The sequence below is a fragment of the Nonomuraea cypriaca genome (genome assembly GCF_015645445.1).
Classification (GTDB): Bacteria; Actinomycetota; Actinomycetes; order Streptosporangiales; family Streptosporangiaceae; genus Nonomuraea; species Nonomuraea cypriaca.
Genome location: NZ_JADOGI010000268.1, coordinates 1 through 13,364 on the forward strand (window position 1 = coordinate 1; position 13,364 = coordinate 13,364).

A 13,364-nucleotide genomic window follows, 5' to 3' on the forward strand; every position below is an offset into this window, starting at 1 on the left:
CCCGCGACCCGGCGTCCCGCGATCCGGCCTCCCGCGACCTGGAGTCCCGGGCTGTGGGGTCCCGCGATCCGGCGTCCCGTGATCCGGCATCCCGGGACCTGGGGTTCCGCGGTCTGGGGCTTCGTGGTGTGGGGCTTCGTGGTGTGGGTTCGCGTGACGTGGAGTCCCATAGCGGGGAGTCCCATAGCGGGGAGTCCCATAGCGGGGAGTCTCGCGATCTGGGGTCGCCTGATGCGGGGTTCCGCGATTCTGCGGGCGTGGAGTCCCAGCGGGCCGGGTCACGTGAGGCTGGGCGGCCGCCGGCCGGCGTCGCGCGGTGGGAGGCAGGTGAGGCGCGGCATCCGGTGCCTGGGACCGCGCAGTTGCCCGGACTTCTCCGGACCGTCGGGCTGGAGGTGGCGCTCGACGTCGAGGGGGAGCGGCGTCCGCTTCCACCGGCCGCCGATCTGACCGTTTACCGGGTCGTACAGGAGGCTTTGACCAACACCATAAGGCACGCCAACGCCGGCACGGCGACCGTGACGCTGACCTATGAGACGGGAGCCGTGACCGTGCGCGTGGACGACGACGGCGACGGGAGCAGGGCCCCGCGCGGGCACGGCCTGACCGGGATGGCCGAGCGGGTCGCCGCCGTGGGCGGGCTGCTCACCACGGGGAACGGTCCCACCGGCGGCTTCCGCGTCACCGCACGGTTGCCCGCGTGATCACGATCCTGCTCGCCGACGACCAGCCCCTCGTCAGGGCGGGCCTGCGGGCGCTGCTCGACACCGAGGACGACATGACCGTGATCGGCGAGGCGGCCGACGGCGCCGAGGCGGTACGGGAGGCACGGCGGCTCCGGCCGGAAGTGGTCCTGATGGACATCCGCATGCCGGAGCTCGACGGGCTCCAGGCCACCCGCGCCCTGGCCGGCACCGGCGTACGCGTCGTCGTGGTCACCACCTTCGACCTCGACGAGTACGTGTACGAGGCGCTCCGCTCCGGGGCCAGCGGGTTCCTGGTCAAGGACGCCGAGCCCGGCGAGATCCGGCACGCCGTCCGGGTGGCCGCCCGGGGCGACGCGCTCCTGTCGCCCGGTGTCACGAGACGGCTGATCGAGGAGTTCACGGCGCGCCCCGCCGGCCTGGACGACGACCGGCTGTCCCCGCTGACCGGTCGCGAGCGCGAGGTGCTCACCCGGGTCGCGCAAGGACTCACCAACACCGAGATCGCCGAACAACTCTTCATGAGCCCTCATACCGTCAAGACACATGTCAACCGCATGATGGTCAAGCTGGCGGTTCACGACAGAGCCCAACTCGTCGTCATCGCCTACGAATCCGGCCTGGTGCGCCCCGGCCGCCCGACCTGACCCCCCAACCAGCCTCACGACCAATGCCAGGCCCAACCGCCCGGTCCAACCGCCCGGCCTGACCCTCATCCAGCCTGGTCCCACACCCGGGCCGGGTACAGCGGGTGGTGTAGCCGGTTGCCCGTGTCTGGGGGACGTACGGGAGCGGCCGCGATACCTACGGTCGCCGCATGATCCGCTTCTGCATCCAGCACAGACGCCTCGTCGTCGTCCTCTGGCTGGCCCTGGCCGCCGCACTCGTCGCGGCCGGCGCCACGTGGCCGGGCCCGTCCGACGACGACTTCACCCTTCCGGGCTCGGAGAGCCGGCAGGCCGCCGAGTTGCTCGGCGCCGGCGCGGAGGAGCCGCCGGGCGCGCTGGTCGTCTCCGCCCCCGGAGGCGTCCAGGACCCGGGGCCGCGCCAGGCCGTGACCGGCCTCGTCGCCCGCATGAACGCCGTCCCCGGCGTCCGCGTCTCCCCGGACGCGCAGCGGGTGTCAGCGGACGGGACGGTCGCCTCCATCCCCGTGGACTACCCGGACCAGGCCGCCGCCCTGGAGCTCGGGAAGATCCGGGACGCCTTCCGCGGCCCGGGCGTGACCGCCGAACTGGCGGGCGACGACTTCGCCGCCTTCACGCCCGGCGGGCTCACCGAGGCCATCGGTCTGCTCGCCGCCGCGATCGTGCTGCTGGTCGCGTTCCGTTCGCTGATCGCCACCGTGCTCCCGCTGATCATCGGTGTGATCGGGGTCGTCTGCGGCGTGTCGCTGCTCACCGTCCTCGGCAACGTCGTCGACACGCCCAGCTTCGCCGTCTACCTCACGATCATGCTGGGGCTCGGCGTCGGCATCGACTACGCGCTGCTGATCGTCACCAGGTTCCGCACCGGGCTGGACGAGGGGATCGGCGTGGACGCCGCCGTCACCAGGGCCATGCGCACGGCGGGCAGGTCCGTGCTGTTCGCCGGGCTCATCGTGATCACGACAGGGGCCGGGATCCTGTTCCTCGGGCCGTCGATCGGCGGCGGGATCGCCCTGGCCGCCGGGTGCGGGGTGGTCATGGTGATGCTGGCCTCACTCACCCTGCTGCCGGCGTTGCTGCGGATGATCGGCACGAGGATCGACCGGTTCGCGCTGCCCCACCGCACGACAGGGCGGCCCCTGTCGTACCGGTGGAGCCGCGTCGTGCAGCGCAGGCCGTGGCTGACGGGAGCGCTGGCGCTCGTGGCGCTCGTCGTGCTCGCCCTGCCCGCCACCCAGTTGCGGGTCGGCTGGTCCGACGCGAGCAACAGGCCGGTCAGCGACACCACGCGGCGCGCCCACGACCTGCTCGCCCGGGGGTTCGGGCCGGGCATGGAAGGCCCGCTGATCCTGGCCGTCGGGGACACCCGGACGAGCCTCGACGAGGTCGTCCTGCAGGCCGCCGGTACGCCCGGCGTCGCGCGGGCGTTCCCCGCCGGGGAGCGCTCCGCGATCGTGGTGCCCGAGACCGGCCCCCAGGACGAGCGGACCACGGACCTCATCCACCGCCTGCGCGCCGGCCTCCCTGAACCGGTGCTCGTCACCGGCTCCACCGCCGCCGCCGTCGACTACGCCCGCCACTCCGCCGACCGGCTGCCGTGGATGGCCGGCGCGGTGCTGCTGGCGTCGTTCGTGCTGCTCACCGGGGTGTTCAGAAGCCTGGTCCTGCCGGTGAAGGCGATCGTGGTGAACCTTCTGTCCATCGGCGCCGCCTACGGCGTGATCGTGGCCGTCTTCCAGTACGACGCGCTCGGCCAGGGCACCGCGGGACCCATCGACGCGTGGGTGCCGACGATGCTGTTCGTGATCATGTTCGGGCTGTCCATGGACTACGAGGTGTTCCTGCTCTCCCGGATCAGGGAGGAGTACCTCAGGCACGGCGACAACAGCCGCGCGGTCGCCGGCGGGCTCGCCGGGACCGCCAGGGTCATTACCGCCGCGGCTACGATCATGTTTTGCGTGTTCGCCGCATTCGGCGCGTTCGATGATCGCGCGCTGCGTGTGATGGGCGTGGGGCTGGCCGTCGCGGTGCTGGTCGACGCCACGGTGGTGCGTCTGGTTCTGGTGCCCGCCGCCATGGAAGTGCTCGGCGCGCGCAACTGGTGGTTCCCCGAAGTGGCGTTCAGGAGGCTGACACTCAAGCGGAATGTCACTTAATATCCCCCTATCGCGAGCGTTGGGGGCGCCAGGGTGCCAGGACAGAGCGTGGATGTGGTCGTCGATCCGGAAGTACCACCCGAAGTCTCCGGATTGTTGCGTGCCAACGCCGCCCTCCTGTCCAGGATCAGGGCCGGATGGGTGCCCCCCGCCGTCGTGCTGCCGCCGCGCCGCCGGAGCCCCTCCAGCGCGATGCTGCTGGTCGCCACGCCCGTGATGATCGCCCTCATGGCGGTCCTGCTCGCCTCGCCGTTCCCGGCCGCCGGTTTCGCGCTGCTCGGCACGTACGTCTTCATCGTCCTGGTCAAGATCGCCTCCATGAACGAGCTGCCCGAGGACGAGCGCCCGCAGGAGCGCGGCGTGTACGAGCAGGCCCGCTGGTACGACGGCCGCTACCTCCTGGCCGAGGACTTCGACCCCGAGGCCGCGCTCGTGCTGGCCAGGGCGCAGCGGGCCATCGGTTCGGTGCTGCGCACCCACGTCAACGCGGAAGGGCTGCTCGACGACGCCCGCAACGCGGTGATGCTGCCCGCGCAGGAGTGGGAGATCGCCCGGCTGCTGGCCAAGCTCTCCGCGTTGCGCGGCGAGCACAAGGAGCTGCTGGCCAGGGGCATCGCCCCGGAGGTCGTAGCGGTGATCGAGCCGCTCGAACGCGCACTGACGGAGAGCGAGGCCGCCGTGGTGGCCCGGGTGGAGGCGCTGGAGCGCTACGCAGGCCACGTGGCGGAGGCCGAGCGCGCCTACCACGCGCGCGGCCAGATCGAGGAGTTGCGCGCCCGGCTGCCGCGCTATGAGGAACTGCTGGCCGAGTCGGGGGCGGACGCGATGGCCGTACCCGAGATCGAACGCCTGGCCCAGGACGCCGATCTGCTCGAACGCACCTTGCGCCGCAGCGTCGAGTCCGCCCACGAGGCGTTCCGCTACCTGGAGCGCTGATGGGGCCTGCCGTTCCGGTGAAGCAGGTATGGCCATCCGGTCTGATCTCTGACGGCCGGACAGAACGGCACATAGGATCAGATATGTGCCCGGTCGTCATGCGAAAGTGGTAGTCGATCCGGCGGTGCCCGACGACGTCGCGGAGCTTCTGCGCGCCAACCGCAAGCTCCTCGCCCGCATCAGGACCGGCTGGGCCCCGGCACACCGGCGCCACCGCCCCGGGGCCGGCCTCGTGGCCCGGCTGGGGGCCAGCATGAGCGCCGTGGCGGCGGCACTGTACGGCCTCGGGTTCTTCCTCGCCGAGGACTACACCCCCTTCGCGGTGGTCATGACGTTGGCGGCGCTGCTGGTCGTCGGTGTCCTGCTCAGGCCCAGACCCGACGCCGAGGTGGAGCGCCGGCACGCACTCGAACTCGACGTCTACGACCACGCCCGCGAGTACGCGGGCCGCTATGTCCTGCGCGAGCACCTCGACGACCAGGCCGGCGCGCTCATGACCCGCGCCCAGGCGGCCATCGACCAGGTCATGGAGTCCCGCGTCAACGCCGAAGGCCTCCTGGACGGCGTGCGCAACGCGGTGATGCTGCCCGCGCAGGAGTGGGAGATCGCCCGGCTGCTGGCCAAGCTGTCCGAGCTGCGCGCCGAGCACCAGGAGGTCGTCTCCGAGGGAGTCACCCCCGAGGTGGCCGCCGTGGCCGAACCGCTCGGCAAGGCTCTCGACAGCAGCCAGCAGGCCGTGCTCGCCCGCGTCGAGGCCCTGGAACGGTACGCGGGCCACGTCGCCGACGCCGAGCGCGCCCACCGCGCCAGGCACCAGATCGAACGCCTCAGCGCCCGGCTGCCGCGTTACGAGGAGTTGCTGGCCGAGTCGGGCGCCGACGGCTCGGCCGTTCCCGAGCTGGGCGAGTTGTCGGACGACGCCGACCGCCTTGAACAGGCGTTACGCAACAGTGTCAGCTCCGCTCATGAGGCATTCCGCCACCTTAATGGCTGATTTCGCTTAGGATCCGATTTCGTGGCGGATGTGGTAGTAGACCCCGGAGTGCCGCCGGATGACGCGCAGTTGCTCAGGGAGAGCCGGCGGGTGCTGCTCAGGATGCGCCAGGGCTGGGTCCCAGAGCCGCGGCGGAGCATGTCGGGCGCGCGCGTGCGCATGGTGTCGGCCTTCTCGACGGTGGCGTTCTTCGGCCTGCTGCTCGGCCTCGGGAACCTGGGCAGGGGCCTCGGCCTGCTGATGGCCGTGCTCTTCGGCATCCCCCTGCTGATCGTGCTGTTCGTCCGCAACGACCTGCCGGGGGACGAGGAGGAGGACTTCGAGCGCGACGTCTACGACCAGCTGCGCTGGTACCAGGGCCGCTACGTGCTCACTGAAGACCTCGACGAGTCCGCGGGCAGGCTCCTGCGCCGCGCCCAGCGGGCCATCGCCGCCGTGACGAACTCCCGCGTCAACGCCGAGGGACTGCTCGACGACGTGCGCAACGCGGTGATGCTGCCCGCGCAGGAGTGGGAGATCGCCCGGCTGCTGGCCAAGCTGTCCGCGCTGCGCGCCAAGCACAGGGAGACCGTCTCGCTGGGGCTCACGCCCGAGGTGGAGGCCGTCGCCGCGCCGCTGGCACGGGCGCTCGACAGCAGCGAGGAGGCCGTCGTGGCCCGCGTCGAGGCGCTGGAACGTTACGCGGGCAACGTGGCCGAGGCCGAGCGCGCGTACCGGGCGCACCACCAGATCGAGGAGCTGCGCGGGCGGCTGCACCAGTACGAGGAGCTGGTGGCCGAGACCGGCGCGGACGGCTTCGCCGTGCCCGAGCTGGACCGGCTGGCCGCCGACGCCGACCAGCTGGAGCAGGCGCTGCGGCGGAGCCTGAGCTCCGCCCAGGAGGCGTTCCGCTCCCTGGACCCCTGAGAGACCTGCTCCGGGGACCCGTCGGGGTCCCTGAAAGGGCGGTCTATCGGGGTCCTGAGAGAGACCTGCGCCCGGGACCTATCGGGTCCCTGAGAGGGCTTGGGACCTATCGGGGACCCTGAGCCGCCTCCAGGAGGAGATCGCACAGGGCGTCGGCCGCGTCCACGCGGCCCAGCTTGGCCGCCGCCTGCCCCATCGCGTGGCGCAGCCCGGGATCGGCCAGCAGCGGCATCAGCTCCGCCAGCAGCAGCTCGCCCGTGGGGCGCGGCTCGGACAACGCCCGCGCCGCCCCCGCCGAGGCGAGGTAGGCGGCGTTCTTGCGCTGCTCGTCGCCGCCGGTCGGGATCAGCGGGATCAGCACGGCCGGCTTGCCGATGGCGGTCAGCTCCGACACGGTCCCCGCACCGCTGCGCGCGACCACCACGTCGGCCGCCGCGAACAGGTCCGCCAGCTCCCCGCCCACGTAGGGCACCGGGTGGTAGCGGTCGGCCAGGTCGGGGGGCAGCTCGACGGCCCGCATCTGGTCGATCCAGGCGGGGCCGCACTGGTGCACGACCTGCGCGTGCGGCAGCAGCCGCGGCAGGATCTCCGCGATCAGCGTGTTGATCTGCTTGCTGCCCTGCGCGCCGCCCGTCACGTAGATCAGCGGCACCTCGAACGTCAGCCCGAACAGGTCGTACGCCGCCGCCCTGTTCCCCTGCAACAGCTCCGGCCTGATCGGGTTGCCCGTCACCACGGCCTTGCCCCGCGCCGAGTCGGGCAGGTAGTCGAGCGACGACTCGTGCGACAACGCGATCCTGGTCGCGAGCCTGGCCAGGATCCGGTTGGCCAGCCCGACCACGGTCGTCTGCTCGTGCATGACCAGCGGCCGGCGGATCAGCTTGGCCGCCACCCCGATGGGCACCGCCACGTAGCCGCCCGTCGACAACACCACGTCGGGCAGGTAGCGGGCGGCGTGCCCGACCGCCTGGAACACCCCGACCGGGATGCGGAACACGTCGGCGATGTTGGTGCCGAGCTCCTTGAGGTTGGGCCGGCGGCGCAGCTTTCCCGTGGTGATCGCCTTGAACGGGATGCCGTGCTCGGCCGTGATCCGCGCCTCCAGGCCGTTCGCCGTGCCCACCCAGAGCACGTCGTGCGGCACCTGACGTCGCTGGACGGCCGACAGGGTCGTCAGGGCCGGATAGGTGTGACCACCGGTGCCGCCGCCGGTGATCAACAGTCGCAGGGTTCGTGACATGCGATCAGAGTATGGCCGCGCAGCGGAAACCGGTGTGCCCGGTCGCGGAGTCAGGAGTGTTGGAGGTGCGGGCGGCCACCCGGTAGCGGTTGCAGTAGGAGTCGTGGCACATGTAGGAGCCGCCGCGGATCACCTTCGCCGTGCCGTCCGCAGGGCCGGTGGGACTGTCGGCGATTCCCGTCGGGGGCGCCTCCCACGTCGTGCCCCACCAGTCGGCGGTCCACTCCCACACGTTGCCGGAGACGTTGTAGAGGCCGTAACCGTTGGGCTGGAACGACTTCACCGGCATCGTGCCCCTGCTCGGCGCGGTCGGGAAGTGACCCTGCCAGATGTTGCACCGCTGCCGGCCCTTCGGGGCGAGTTCGTCGCCCCACGGATAGCGGGCCCGCTCCAGCCCGCCCCTTGCCGCCATCTCCCACTCCGCCTCCGTCGGCAGCCGCTTGCCCGCCCACGCGGCGTAGGCGGTGGCGTCGTTCCAGGACACGTGGACGACGGGGTGGTTCTGCCGGTCGCCGACCGACGAGCCTGGACCCTCGGGGGAGCGCCAGGTGGCCCCCTCGACCCCCGCCCACCAGGACGCGCCAGGCACGCTCGCGTCCATGACCCCGACCGTCGCGAACTGGGCGAACACGAACGACCAACCGATCCGCTCGGCCTCGGTGACGTAGCCGGTCTCCTTGACGAACGTGGCGAACTGGGCGTTCGTCACGCATGCCGGATCGATCATGAACGGGTCCAGCCGTACCTCGCGCACCGGCCCCTCGCCGTCCTCGGGCCGGCCGTCGGGATCGTCCCCGCCCATGAGGAACGTGCCACCGGGAACGCGCACCATCCCACGCGGCGCCGTCCGCCGCACGGCGATCCGCTCAGGCTCCTGGTACGGCCCCGCCGCGGTGTCTCTGCTCGGGCCACAGCAAGCGCTCAAAGCTCCCCCAAACGTGTCATGACACCAAGGAAGGGTAGTGCCTGGGGCATGCCCACGATCACGCGGCTGCCCCGGGTCACGGCCGCGGAGTCGCTCTCCCTGGCCGCCACGCTGATCCTGCCCGCGCTCGCGCAGGGCGTCGTGATGCGCCGTTCGCCGATGGTGGGCCTGGCCGGGCTCGCCGACGCCGACGGCCGGGCGGTCAGGCTCCTGCGCCGGCTGCGCGCCGAGTACGGCGACGGCCCGCTGGTGGCCCGCGTACCCGGGCGGGGCCTGGCGGTGCTGCCGCTGGCCTCGAAGGACGTGCTGGCGGTGCTGGAGGATCGCGCGTTCACCCCGGCCGGCAGGGAGAAGCGCGCCGCCCTGGCCCACTTCCAGCCCGACGGCGTGCTGATCACGGCCGAACGGGAGCTGCGCGACCGGCGGCGCGCGCTCAACGAGCACGTGTGCTCCGGCTTCAGCCGGTTGAGCCGGTCCATCGAGGGGGCGATCGAGGAGGAGACCGCCGCGCTGCCCCGCCATGGGGTGCTGACCTGGCCGCGCTTCCACGCCGCACACCGGCGGATCGTGCGCCGCGTCGTGCTCGGCGACGGCGCCCGCGACGACGTGACGCTGACCAGGCAGCTCGACCGGCTGCGCCACGACGCCAACTGGTCGTGGCTGCGCGGCCGGCGTACCGACGTCCGCAACGCCTTCCTGCGCCGGCTGGCCCGGCACCTGGCGCGGGCCGAGCCCGGCAGCCTCGCGAGCCTCCTCGCCGCCGCGCAGGCCGCCGGCGAGGCGCGGGCCGACGTGCACCCGGAGGGGCAGGTGCCGCACTGGCTGTTCGCCTTCGACGCGGGTGCCATCGCCACCTACCGTGCGCTCGCCCTGCTCGCCACCCGGGACCACGCCACCCGTCCCCGGGCCTGGGACCATGAGGGGCTGCGGGCCGCCGTGCTGGAGTCCGTCCGGCTCTGGCCCACCACGCAGGCCATCCTGCGCGACGTCGCAGGACCGGTCGGCTGGGACGTGCCCCAGGGCACCATCGTGATCATCTACAGCGCGTACGTGAACCGCGCCGAGCCCGGCGACTCCTACCGCCCCGAGCTGTGGCAGAGCGGCGGCACCTGGGCCGGCGTGCCGTTCAGCGCGGGGTTCGCCCGCTGCCCGGGGGAGGACATGGTGCTGTTCACCTCGGCCACGCTCCTGCACGCCTTCCTGCGTGAGCGCTCAGTCAGACCGTCCGCCAGGTTGGAGGATCCGTTGCCCTCCTCGCTCGACCACTTCAGGCTCCGTTTCGCCGTCCAAGCCGCGGACCGGTAGCGTTTCGCCATGCGACTCGGCGTGCTGGACATCGGCTCGAACACCGTCCACTTACTGGTGGTCGACGCCCATCGCGGCGCCCGGCCCATTCCCGCCTACTCCCACAAGGAGGGGCTGCGCCTGTCCGAACACCTCGACGCCGACGACCGGCTGGCGGCCAAGGGCGTCGAGCGGCTCGGCGCCTTCGTCGAGGAGGCGGTGCACCTGGCCGAGGACAAGGGGGTGGAGGACCTGCTGGCCTTCGCCACCTCCGCCGTGCGCGAGGCCGCCAACGGCGAGGAGGTGCTCGCCGGGATCGAGGAGCGCTGCGGCGTCCGCATCGCCGTGCTGTCCGGGCGCGACGAGGCCAGGCTGACGTTCCTGGCCGTGCGCCGGTGGTTCGGGTGGTCGTCGGGGCGGCTGCTGGCCTTCGACATAGGGGGCGGCTCGCTGGAGATCGCCGCGGGGGTGGACGAGGAGCCCGACGTGGCCGTGTCGCTGCCGCTGGGCGCCGGGCGGCTGACCCGCGACTGGTTCACCGCCGACCCGCCGCCCGCCGACGAGGTGCGCAAGCTGCGCAGGCACGTACGCGCCGAGATCGCCCGCACGGTCGGCGACGTCGTGCGCTACGGCGAGCCCGACCGCGCGGTGGCCACGTCCAAGACGTTCAAGCAGCTCGCCAGGATCGCCGGGGCCGCGCCCTCCAGCGAGGGCCCCTACGTCTCGCGCTCGCTGTCCCGGCAGGACATGGCCGACTGGGCGGTCAAGCTGACCACCATGGGCGCGGCCGAGCGGGCCGAGCTGTCCGGCGTGTCCGAGGGCAGGGCCGCGCAGCTCGCCGCGGGGGCGCTGGTGGCCGACGCGGCGATGGACCTGTTCGAGGTCGACCGGCTGGAGGTGTGCCCGTGGGCGCTGCGCGAAGGAGTGATACTGCGCCGGCTCGACATCCTGCCCGGACGTCTCGACCAGCTGAACGGCCCGACGGAGTAAGGACGATATAGCTCCATTTATAGGTATAAACCGCTGGTGAACGGGCACTTTCCGCCCAATGTTGGAAGTGCTCGGCACGATCGGCTCGCTTGCCGTCGTCCTCGTTCTCGTCGCCCTGGCCGTGCTCGTCATCTCGGTCGTCGCCCTGACCGTGCTGACGGTCATGGCGGGGTCGATGACGAACTGGCGCAGACTGTGGCGACGACTGACCCGCCGCGAGCCGCGGCTGACGCTCAAAATCAGCGGGCGCGCGGTGCCCGACCGGCTGCGCGCGGAGCTGAGCGGAAGCACCCCTCCCGTACGCCGCCGCCTCAGGCTCGGCGCCGGCCGGCGCCCCGGCGGTGACCGGAGCAGGGCCCGGCCGGCCGGGCACCGTCCGATGGAGCGCCGTACCAGGGTCTAGGTGGTCATGAGGTCCGGTCCGGGCGCGCCGGGACCGTACCTCAGCCGCTTCTCCAGGCAGACCACCGCGCCGTTCCTGTCCTTGTTGGTGAACCGGACGTGGTCGGCGAGCGCGCGCATGATCTGGATGCCGCGCCCGTGGTCGGCGCCCGGGTCGGGGTCGATCACCTTGAGCGGGTCGATGCCGCCCCCGGTGTCGACGACCTTGATGACGCAGAGGTGGTCGTAGACGGCGGCGCTCACGGTGTACTCGTCGCTCGGAGCCGCGTGCTTGATGACGTTGGAGCACGCCTCGGTGAGCATGAGCTCGATGTCGTCGCATACCTGCCGCTCGACGCCCAGCGACCGCAGTGTGCCGTCGAGCAACTGCCTGACGAGCGGCACGCTCGCCGCATCCCTGGGCAGCCGGAGCGCTATCGTCGCCTCCACTGCGCCTCCTCACGTGCGGATGCGTGGGAGGCTCCTGCCCTCCATCCGGTGTCTCAATCGTCCCAATCGAGGTCATACGCCCGAAAGCTAAGGCTCCAGCAGCCGGGTGGCGACCTCCATGGCGGCCTCGCCGGCCTCGTCCTCGGTGAGGTCGCCGTCCATCAACCGCTTGGCCGCGTGCAACGTGAACAGCGCCAGCGACCTGCTGAGGCGCTCCGCCGGCGGGTCGCCTGGCTCGCTCATCTCCCTGGTGAGCGCGAGCATCGTCTCCCGCATCTTGCGAAGCTTCGGATGGTCGCGCAGTGCGGTCTGGTTGCGCTCCAGGAACCGGGTGACGCCCAGGTAGCGGGGCTGCTTCAGCCTCTCGGCGTAGCGTTCGAGCAGCTCGCGCCGCATCTCCGGGGTCTTGGGCCGGCTCTTGGCCCATGCGAGCAGCTCCTCCATCTCGGCGACGCGGAGATCGACCAGACTCGTGACGATGTCGTCCTTCGTCTTGAAGTGGTAGTAAAGGGCGGCCTTCGTCACTCCGAGCTCCTCCGCGATCTCGCGCAGGGAGGTCGCCTCGTAGCCCTGCTCGATGAAGAGCCTGAGCGCGATCTCCTGGATTCGGGTACGCGTGTCTTCCCGCACTCTGCACCAATCCGACTTGACGGCCGACAAGTAAGTTTGACCTCATTCTATGCTTGCCGGGCGGCAAGTAAGCAAGATCTGCATACGGGGCGCCGATACCGGCGGGGTGAAAAATGGGAGGCACGTGGGCGGGGGAGAAGTGCACAATCCTGCCCATGTATGCCATGCGCCGACCGCGGGTCGAAGACGCCGACGCCATTCACGAGCTCCTGGCAGCCTACGAAACCCCGGTGCTCGGAGCGCCGGACATGACGCTCGACGACGTCGCCGACGGGCTAGTGGAGCCGGACTTCGACCGTGACAAGGACGGCTGGCTGGTGTACGACGCCGGTGGCGGGCTCGTCGGCTGGGCGTGGGCCTGCCGGGTCGGCGACAGCGACCGTGTGATCATCGAGGTGATCGTCCGCCCGGGGGCCTCCGGCCTGGCGGACGAGCTGTGGGACATCGTCATCGAGCGCGCCCGCGAACTCGGCGCCGAACGCGGCCATGACGGGGTCACCGTCGATGTCGACGTCTACCGGGCCGACCTGGCCAAGCGGACCCAGGCCGAGGGCCGCGGTTTCGAGCCCGGCACCAGCTACCACCGCATGCGCATCGACCACGCCGACCCCGTTCAGCCGCCCGAGCCGCTGCCGGGGCTGACGTTGCGCACAGGGGAGGACGAGGAGACACGGCGCGAAGCGCACCTCGTCTACCAGGAGGGGTTCGCGGAGCACTTCGGCTTCGTCAAGACCGACTACGACCACTGGTACGCCCGCCGCCAGGGGATGAGCGTCAACGACTGGAGCCAGCTCACGCTCGCCCTGTTCGACGGGCGGCCGGCGGGCGTGGTGATCGGCGGCGACGACTTCGTCTCCGACGAGGACTGCGGCTACGTGGCCACGCTGACGGTCCTGCCGGAGTTCCGCGGCCGGGGCCTGGGCCGCTTCCTGCTCCTGCACGCCTTCGCCGCCGACGCCGCCCGCGGCCGCAAGGGCACGATCCTGCACGTGGACGCCAACAACACGACCCCGGCGCTGGGCTTGTACGAGTCGGCGGGCATGCGCCAGATCATGGCCATCGACGTCTGGCGCCGCCGCTTCTGATCCCCGCCGCGCTGGGCGCGATGGTGCTGGCGCACC

General features: G+C 71.7%; 14 protein-coding genes. 10 read left to right on the forward strand and 4 right to left on the reverse strand.

Annotation, left to right across the window (positions count from 1 at the left end; genetic code table 11):
- The first annotated feature begins 257 nt into the window (after positions 1-257).
- The 6 genes from ITP53_RS47820 (at position 258) to ITP53_RS47845 (ending at position 6,343) form a co-directional block, all read left to right on the forward strand.
- The gene (locus tag ITP53_RS47820) at positions 258-704 is read left to right on the forward strand and encodes a sensor histidine kinase (RefSeq protein WP_195902124.1); all 447 of its coding nucleotides are present in this window, start codon (positions 258-260) and stop codon (positions 702-704) included.
- On the forward strand, positions 701-1,351 hold the full coding sequence (locus ITP53_RS47825) for a response regulator transcription factor (protein WP_195902125.1): 651 nt from the start codon (positions 701-703) through the stop codon (positions 1,349-1,351). Before ITP53_RS47820 ends, ITP53_RS47825 begins: the two co-directional genes overlap by 4 nt.
- Before the next feature lie 170 nt (positions 1,352-1,521).
- Complete coding sequence (locus tag ITP53_RS47830; RefSeq protein ID WP_195902126.1) at positions 1,522-3,507, forward strand: MMPL family transporter; 1,986 nt, start codon at positions 1,522-1,524, stop codon at positions 3,505-3,507.
- A gap of 48 nt (positions 3,508-3,555) precedes the next feature.
- A complete protein-coding gene (locus tag ITP53_RS47835; RefSeq protein ID WP_328818148.1) occupies positions 3,556-4,443 on the forward strand; it encodes a hypothetical protein in 888 nt (295 codons plus the stop codon).
- A gap of 106 nt (positions 4,444-4,549) precedes the next feature.
- Positions 4,550-5,437 carry a hypothetical protein gene (locus ITP53_RS47840; RefSeq protein ID WP_195902127.1) on the forward strand — a complete coding sequence of 296 codons (888 nt, stop codon included), beginning with the start codon at positions 4,550-4,552 and terminating at the stop codon, positions 5,435-5,437.
- Positions 5,438-5,458: 21 nt separating this feature from the next.
- Complete coding sequence (locus ITP53_RS47845) at positions 5,459-6,343, forward strand: hypothetical protein (RefSeq protein WP_328818150.1); 885 nt, start codon at positions 5,459-5,461, stop codon at positions 6,341-6,343.
- Positions 6,344-6,449: 106 nt separating this feature from the next.
- On the opposite strand, the gene ITP53_RS47850 is transcribed toward ITP53_RS47845, so the two are convergent.
- Together ITP53_RS47850 and ITP53_RS47855 are read right to left on the reverse strand one after the other, a co-directional pair.
- Positions 6,450-7,583: a UDP-N-acetylglucosamine--N-acetylmuramyl-(pentapeptide) pyrophosphoryl-undecaprenol N-acetylglucosamine transferase gene (locus tag ITP53_RS47850; protein ID WP_195902128.1), complete on the reverse strand. Its 1,134-nt coding sequence runs from the start codon at positions 7,581-7,583 to the stop codon at positions 6,450-6,452.
- A 4-nt stretch (positions 7,584-7,587) separates the two neighbouring features.
- Positions 7,588-8,415 (reverse strand): formylglycine-generating enzyme family protein, encoded by an 828-nt coding sequence (locus ITP53_RS47855; RefSeq protein WP_195902137.1) that lies wholly within the window; start codon positions 8,413-8,415, stop codon positions 7,588-7,590.
- Positions 8,416-8,556: 141 nt separating this feature from the next.
- Here ITP53_RS47855 and ITP53_RS47860 point away from each other — a divergent pair, with 141 nt between their 5' ends.
- Genes ITP53_RS47860 through ITP53_RS47870 form a run of 3 tightly spaced genes read left to right on the forward strand, consistent with a single transcriptional unit; the run spans position 8,557 to position 11,185 of the window.
- Positions 8,557-9,813, forward strand: coding sequence for a cytochrome P450 family protein (locus tag ITP53_RS47860; protein ID WP_195902129.1), 1,257 nt, complete (start codon positions 8,557-8,559; stop codon positions 9,811-9,813).
- A 9-nt stretch (positions 9,814-9,822) separates the two neighbouring features.
- Positions 9,823-10,782, forward strand: coding sequence for a Ppx/GppA phosphatase family protein (locus tag ITP53_RS47865; protein ID WP_195902130.1), 960 nt, complete (start codon positions 9,823-9,825; stop codon positions 10,780-10,782).
- A gap of 58 nt (positions 10,783-10,840) precedes the next feature.
- Positions 10,841-11,185, forward strand: a complete 345-nt coding sequence (locus tag ITP53_RS47870) for a hypothetical protein (RefSeq protein ID WP_195902131.1) — start codon at positions 10,841-10,843, stop codon at positions 11,183-11,185.
- Here ITP53_RS47870 and ITP53_RS47875 read toward each other — a convergent pair.
- Both ITP53_RS47875 and ITP53_RS47880 read right to left on the reverse strand, forming a co-directional pair.
- Positions 11,182-11,613, reverse strand: a complete 432-nt coding sequence (locus tag ITP53_RS47875; protein ID WP_195902132.1) for an ATP-binding protein — start codon at positions 11,611-11,613, stop codon at positions 11,182-11,184. The two genes, ITP53_RS47870 and ITP53_RS47875, sit on opposite strands and share 4 nt — an antisense overlap.
- A gap of 87 nt (positions 11,614-11,700) precedes the next feature.
- The gene (locus tag ITP53_RS47880) at positions 11,701-12,243 is read right to left on the reverse strand and encodes a TetR/AcrR family transcriptional regulator (protein ID WP_195902133.1); all 543 of its coding nucleotides are present in this window, start codon (positions 12,241-12,243) and stop codon (positions 11,701-11,703) included.
- Between the two features lie 155 nt (positions 12,244-12,398).
- Between ITP53_RS47880 and ITP53_RS47885 the strand changes: the two genes are divergently transcribed.
- The gene (locus ITP53_RS47885; protein ID WP_195902134.1) at positions 12,399-13,328 is read left to right on the forward strand and encodes a GNAT family N-acetyltransferase; all 930 of its coding nucleotides are present in this window, start codon (positions 12,399-12,401) and stop codon (positions 13,326-13,328) included.
- The last annotated feature ends 36 nt before the right edge of the window (positions 13,329-13,364 follow it).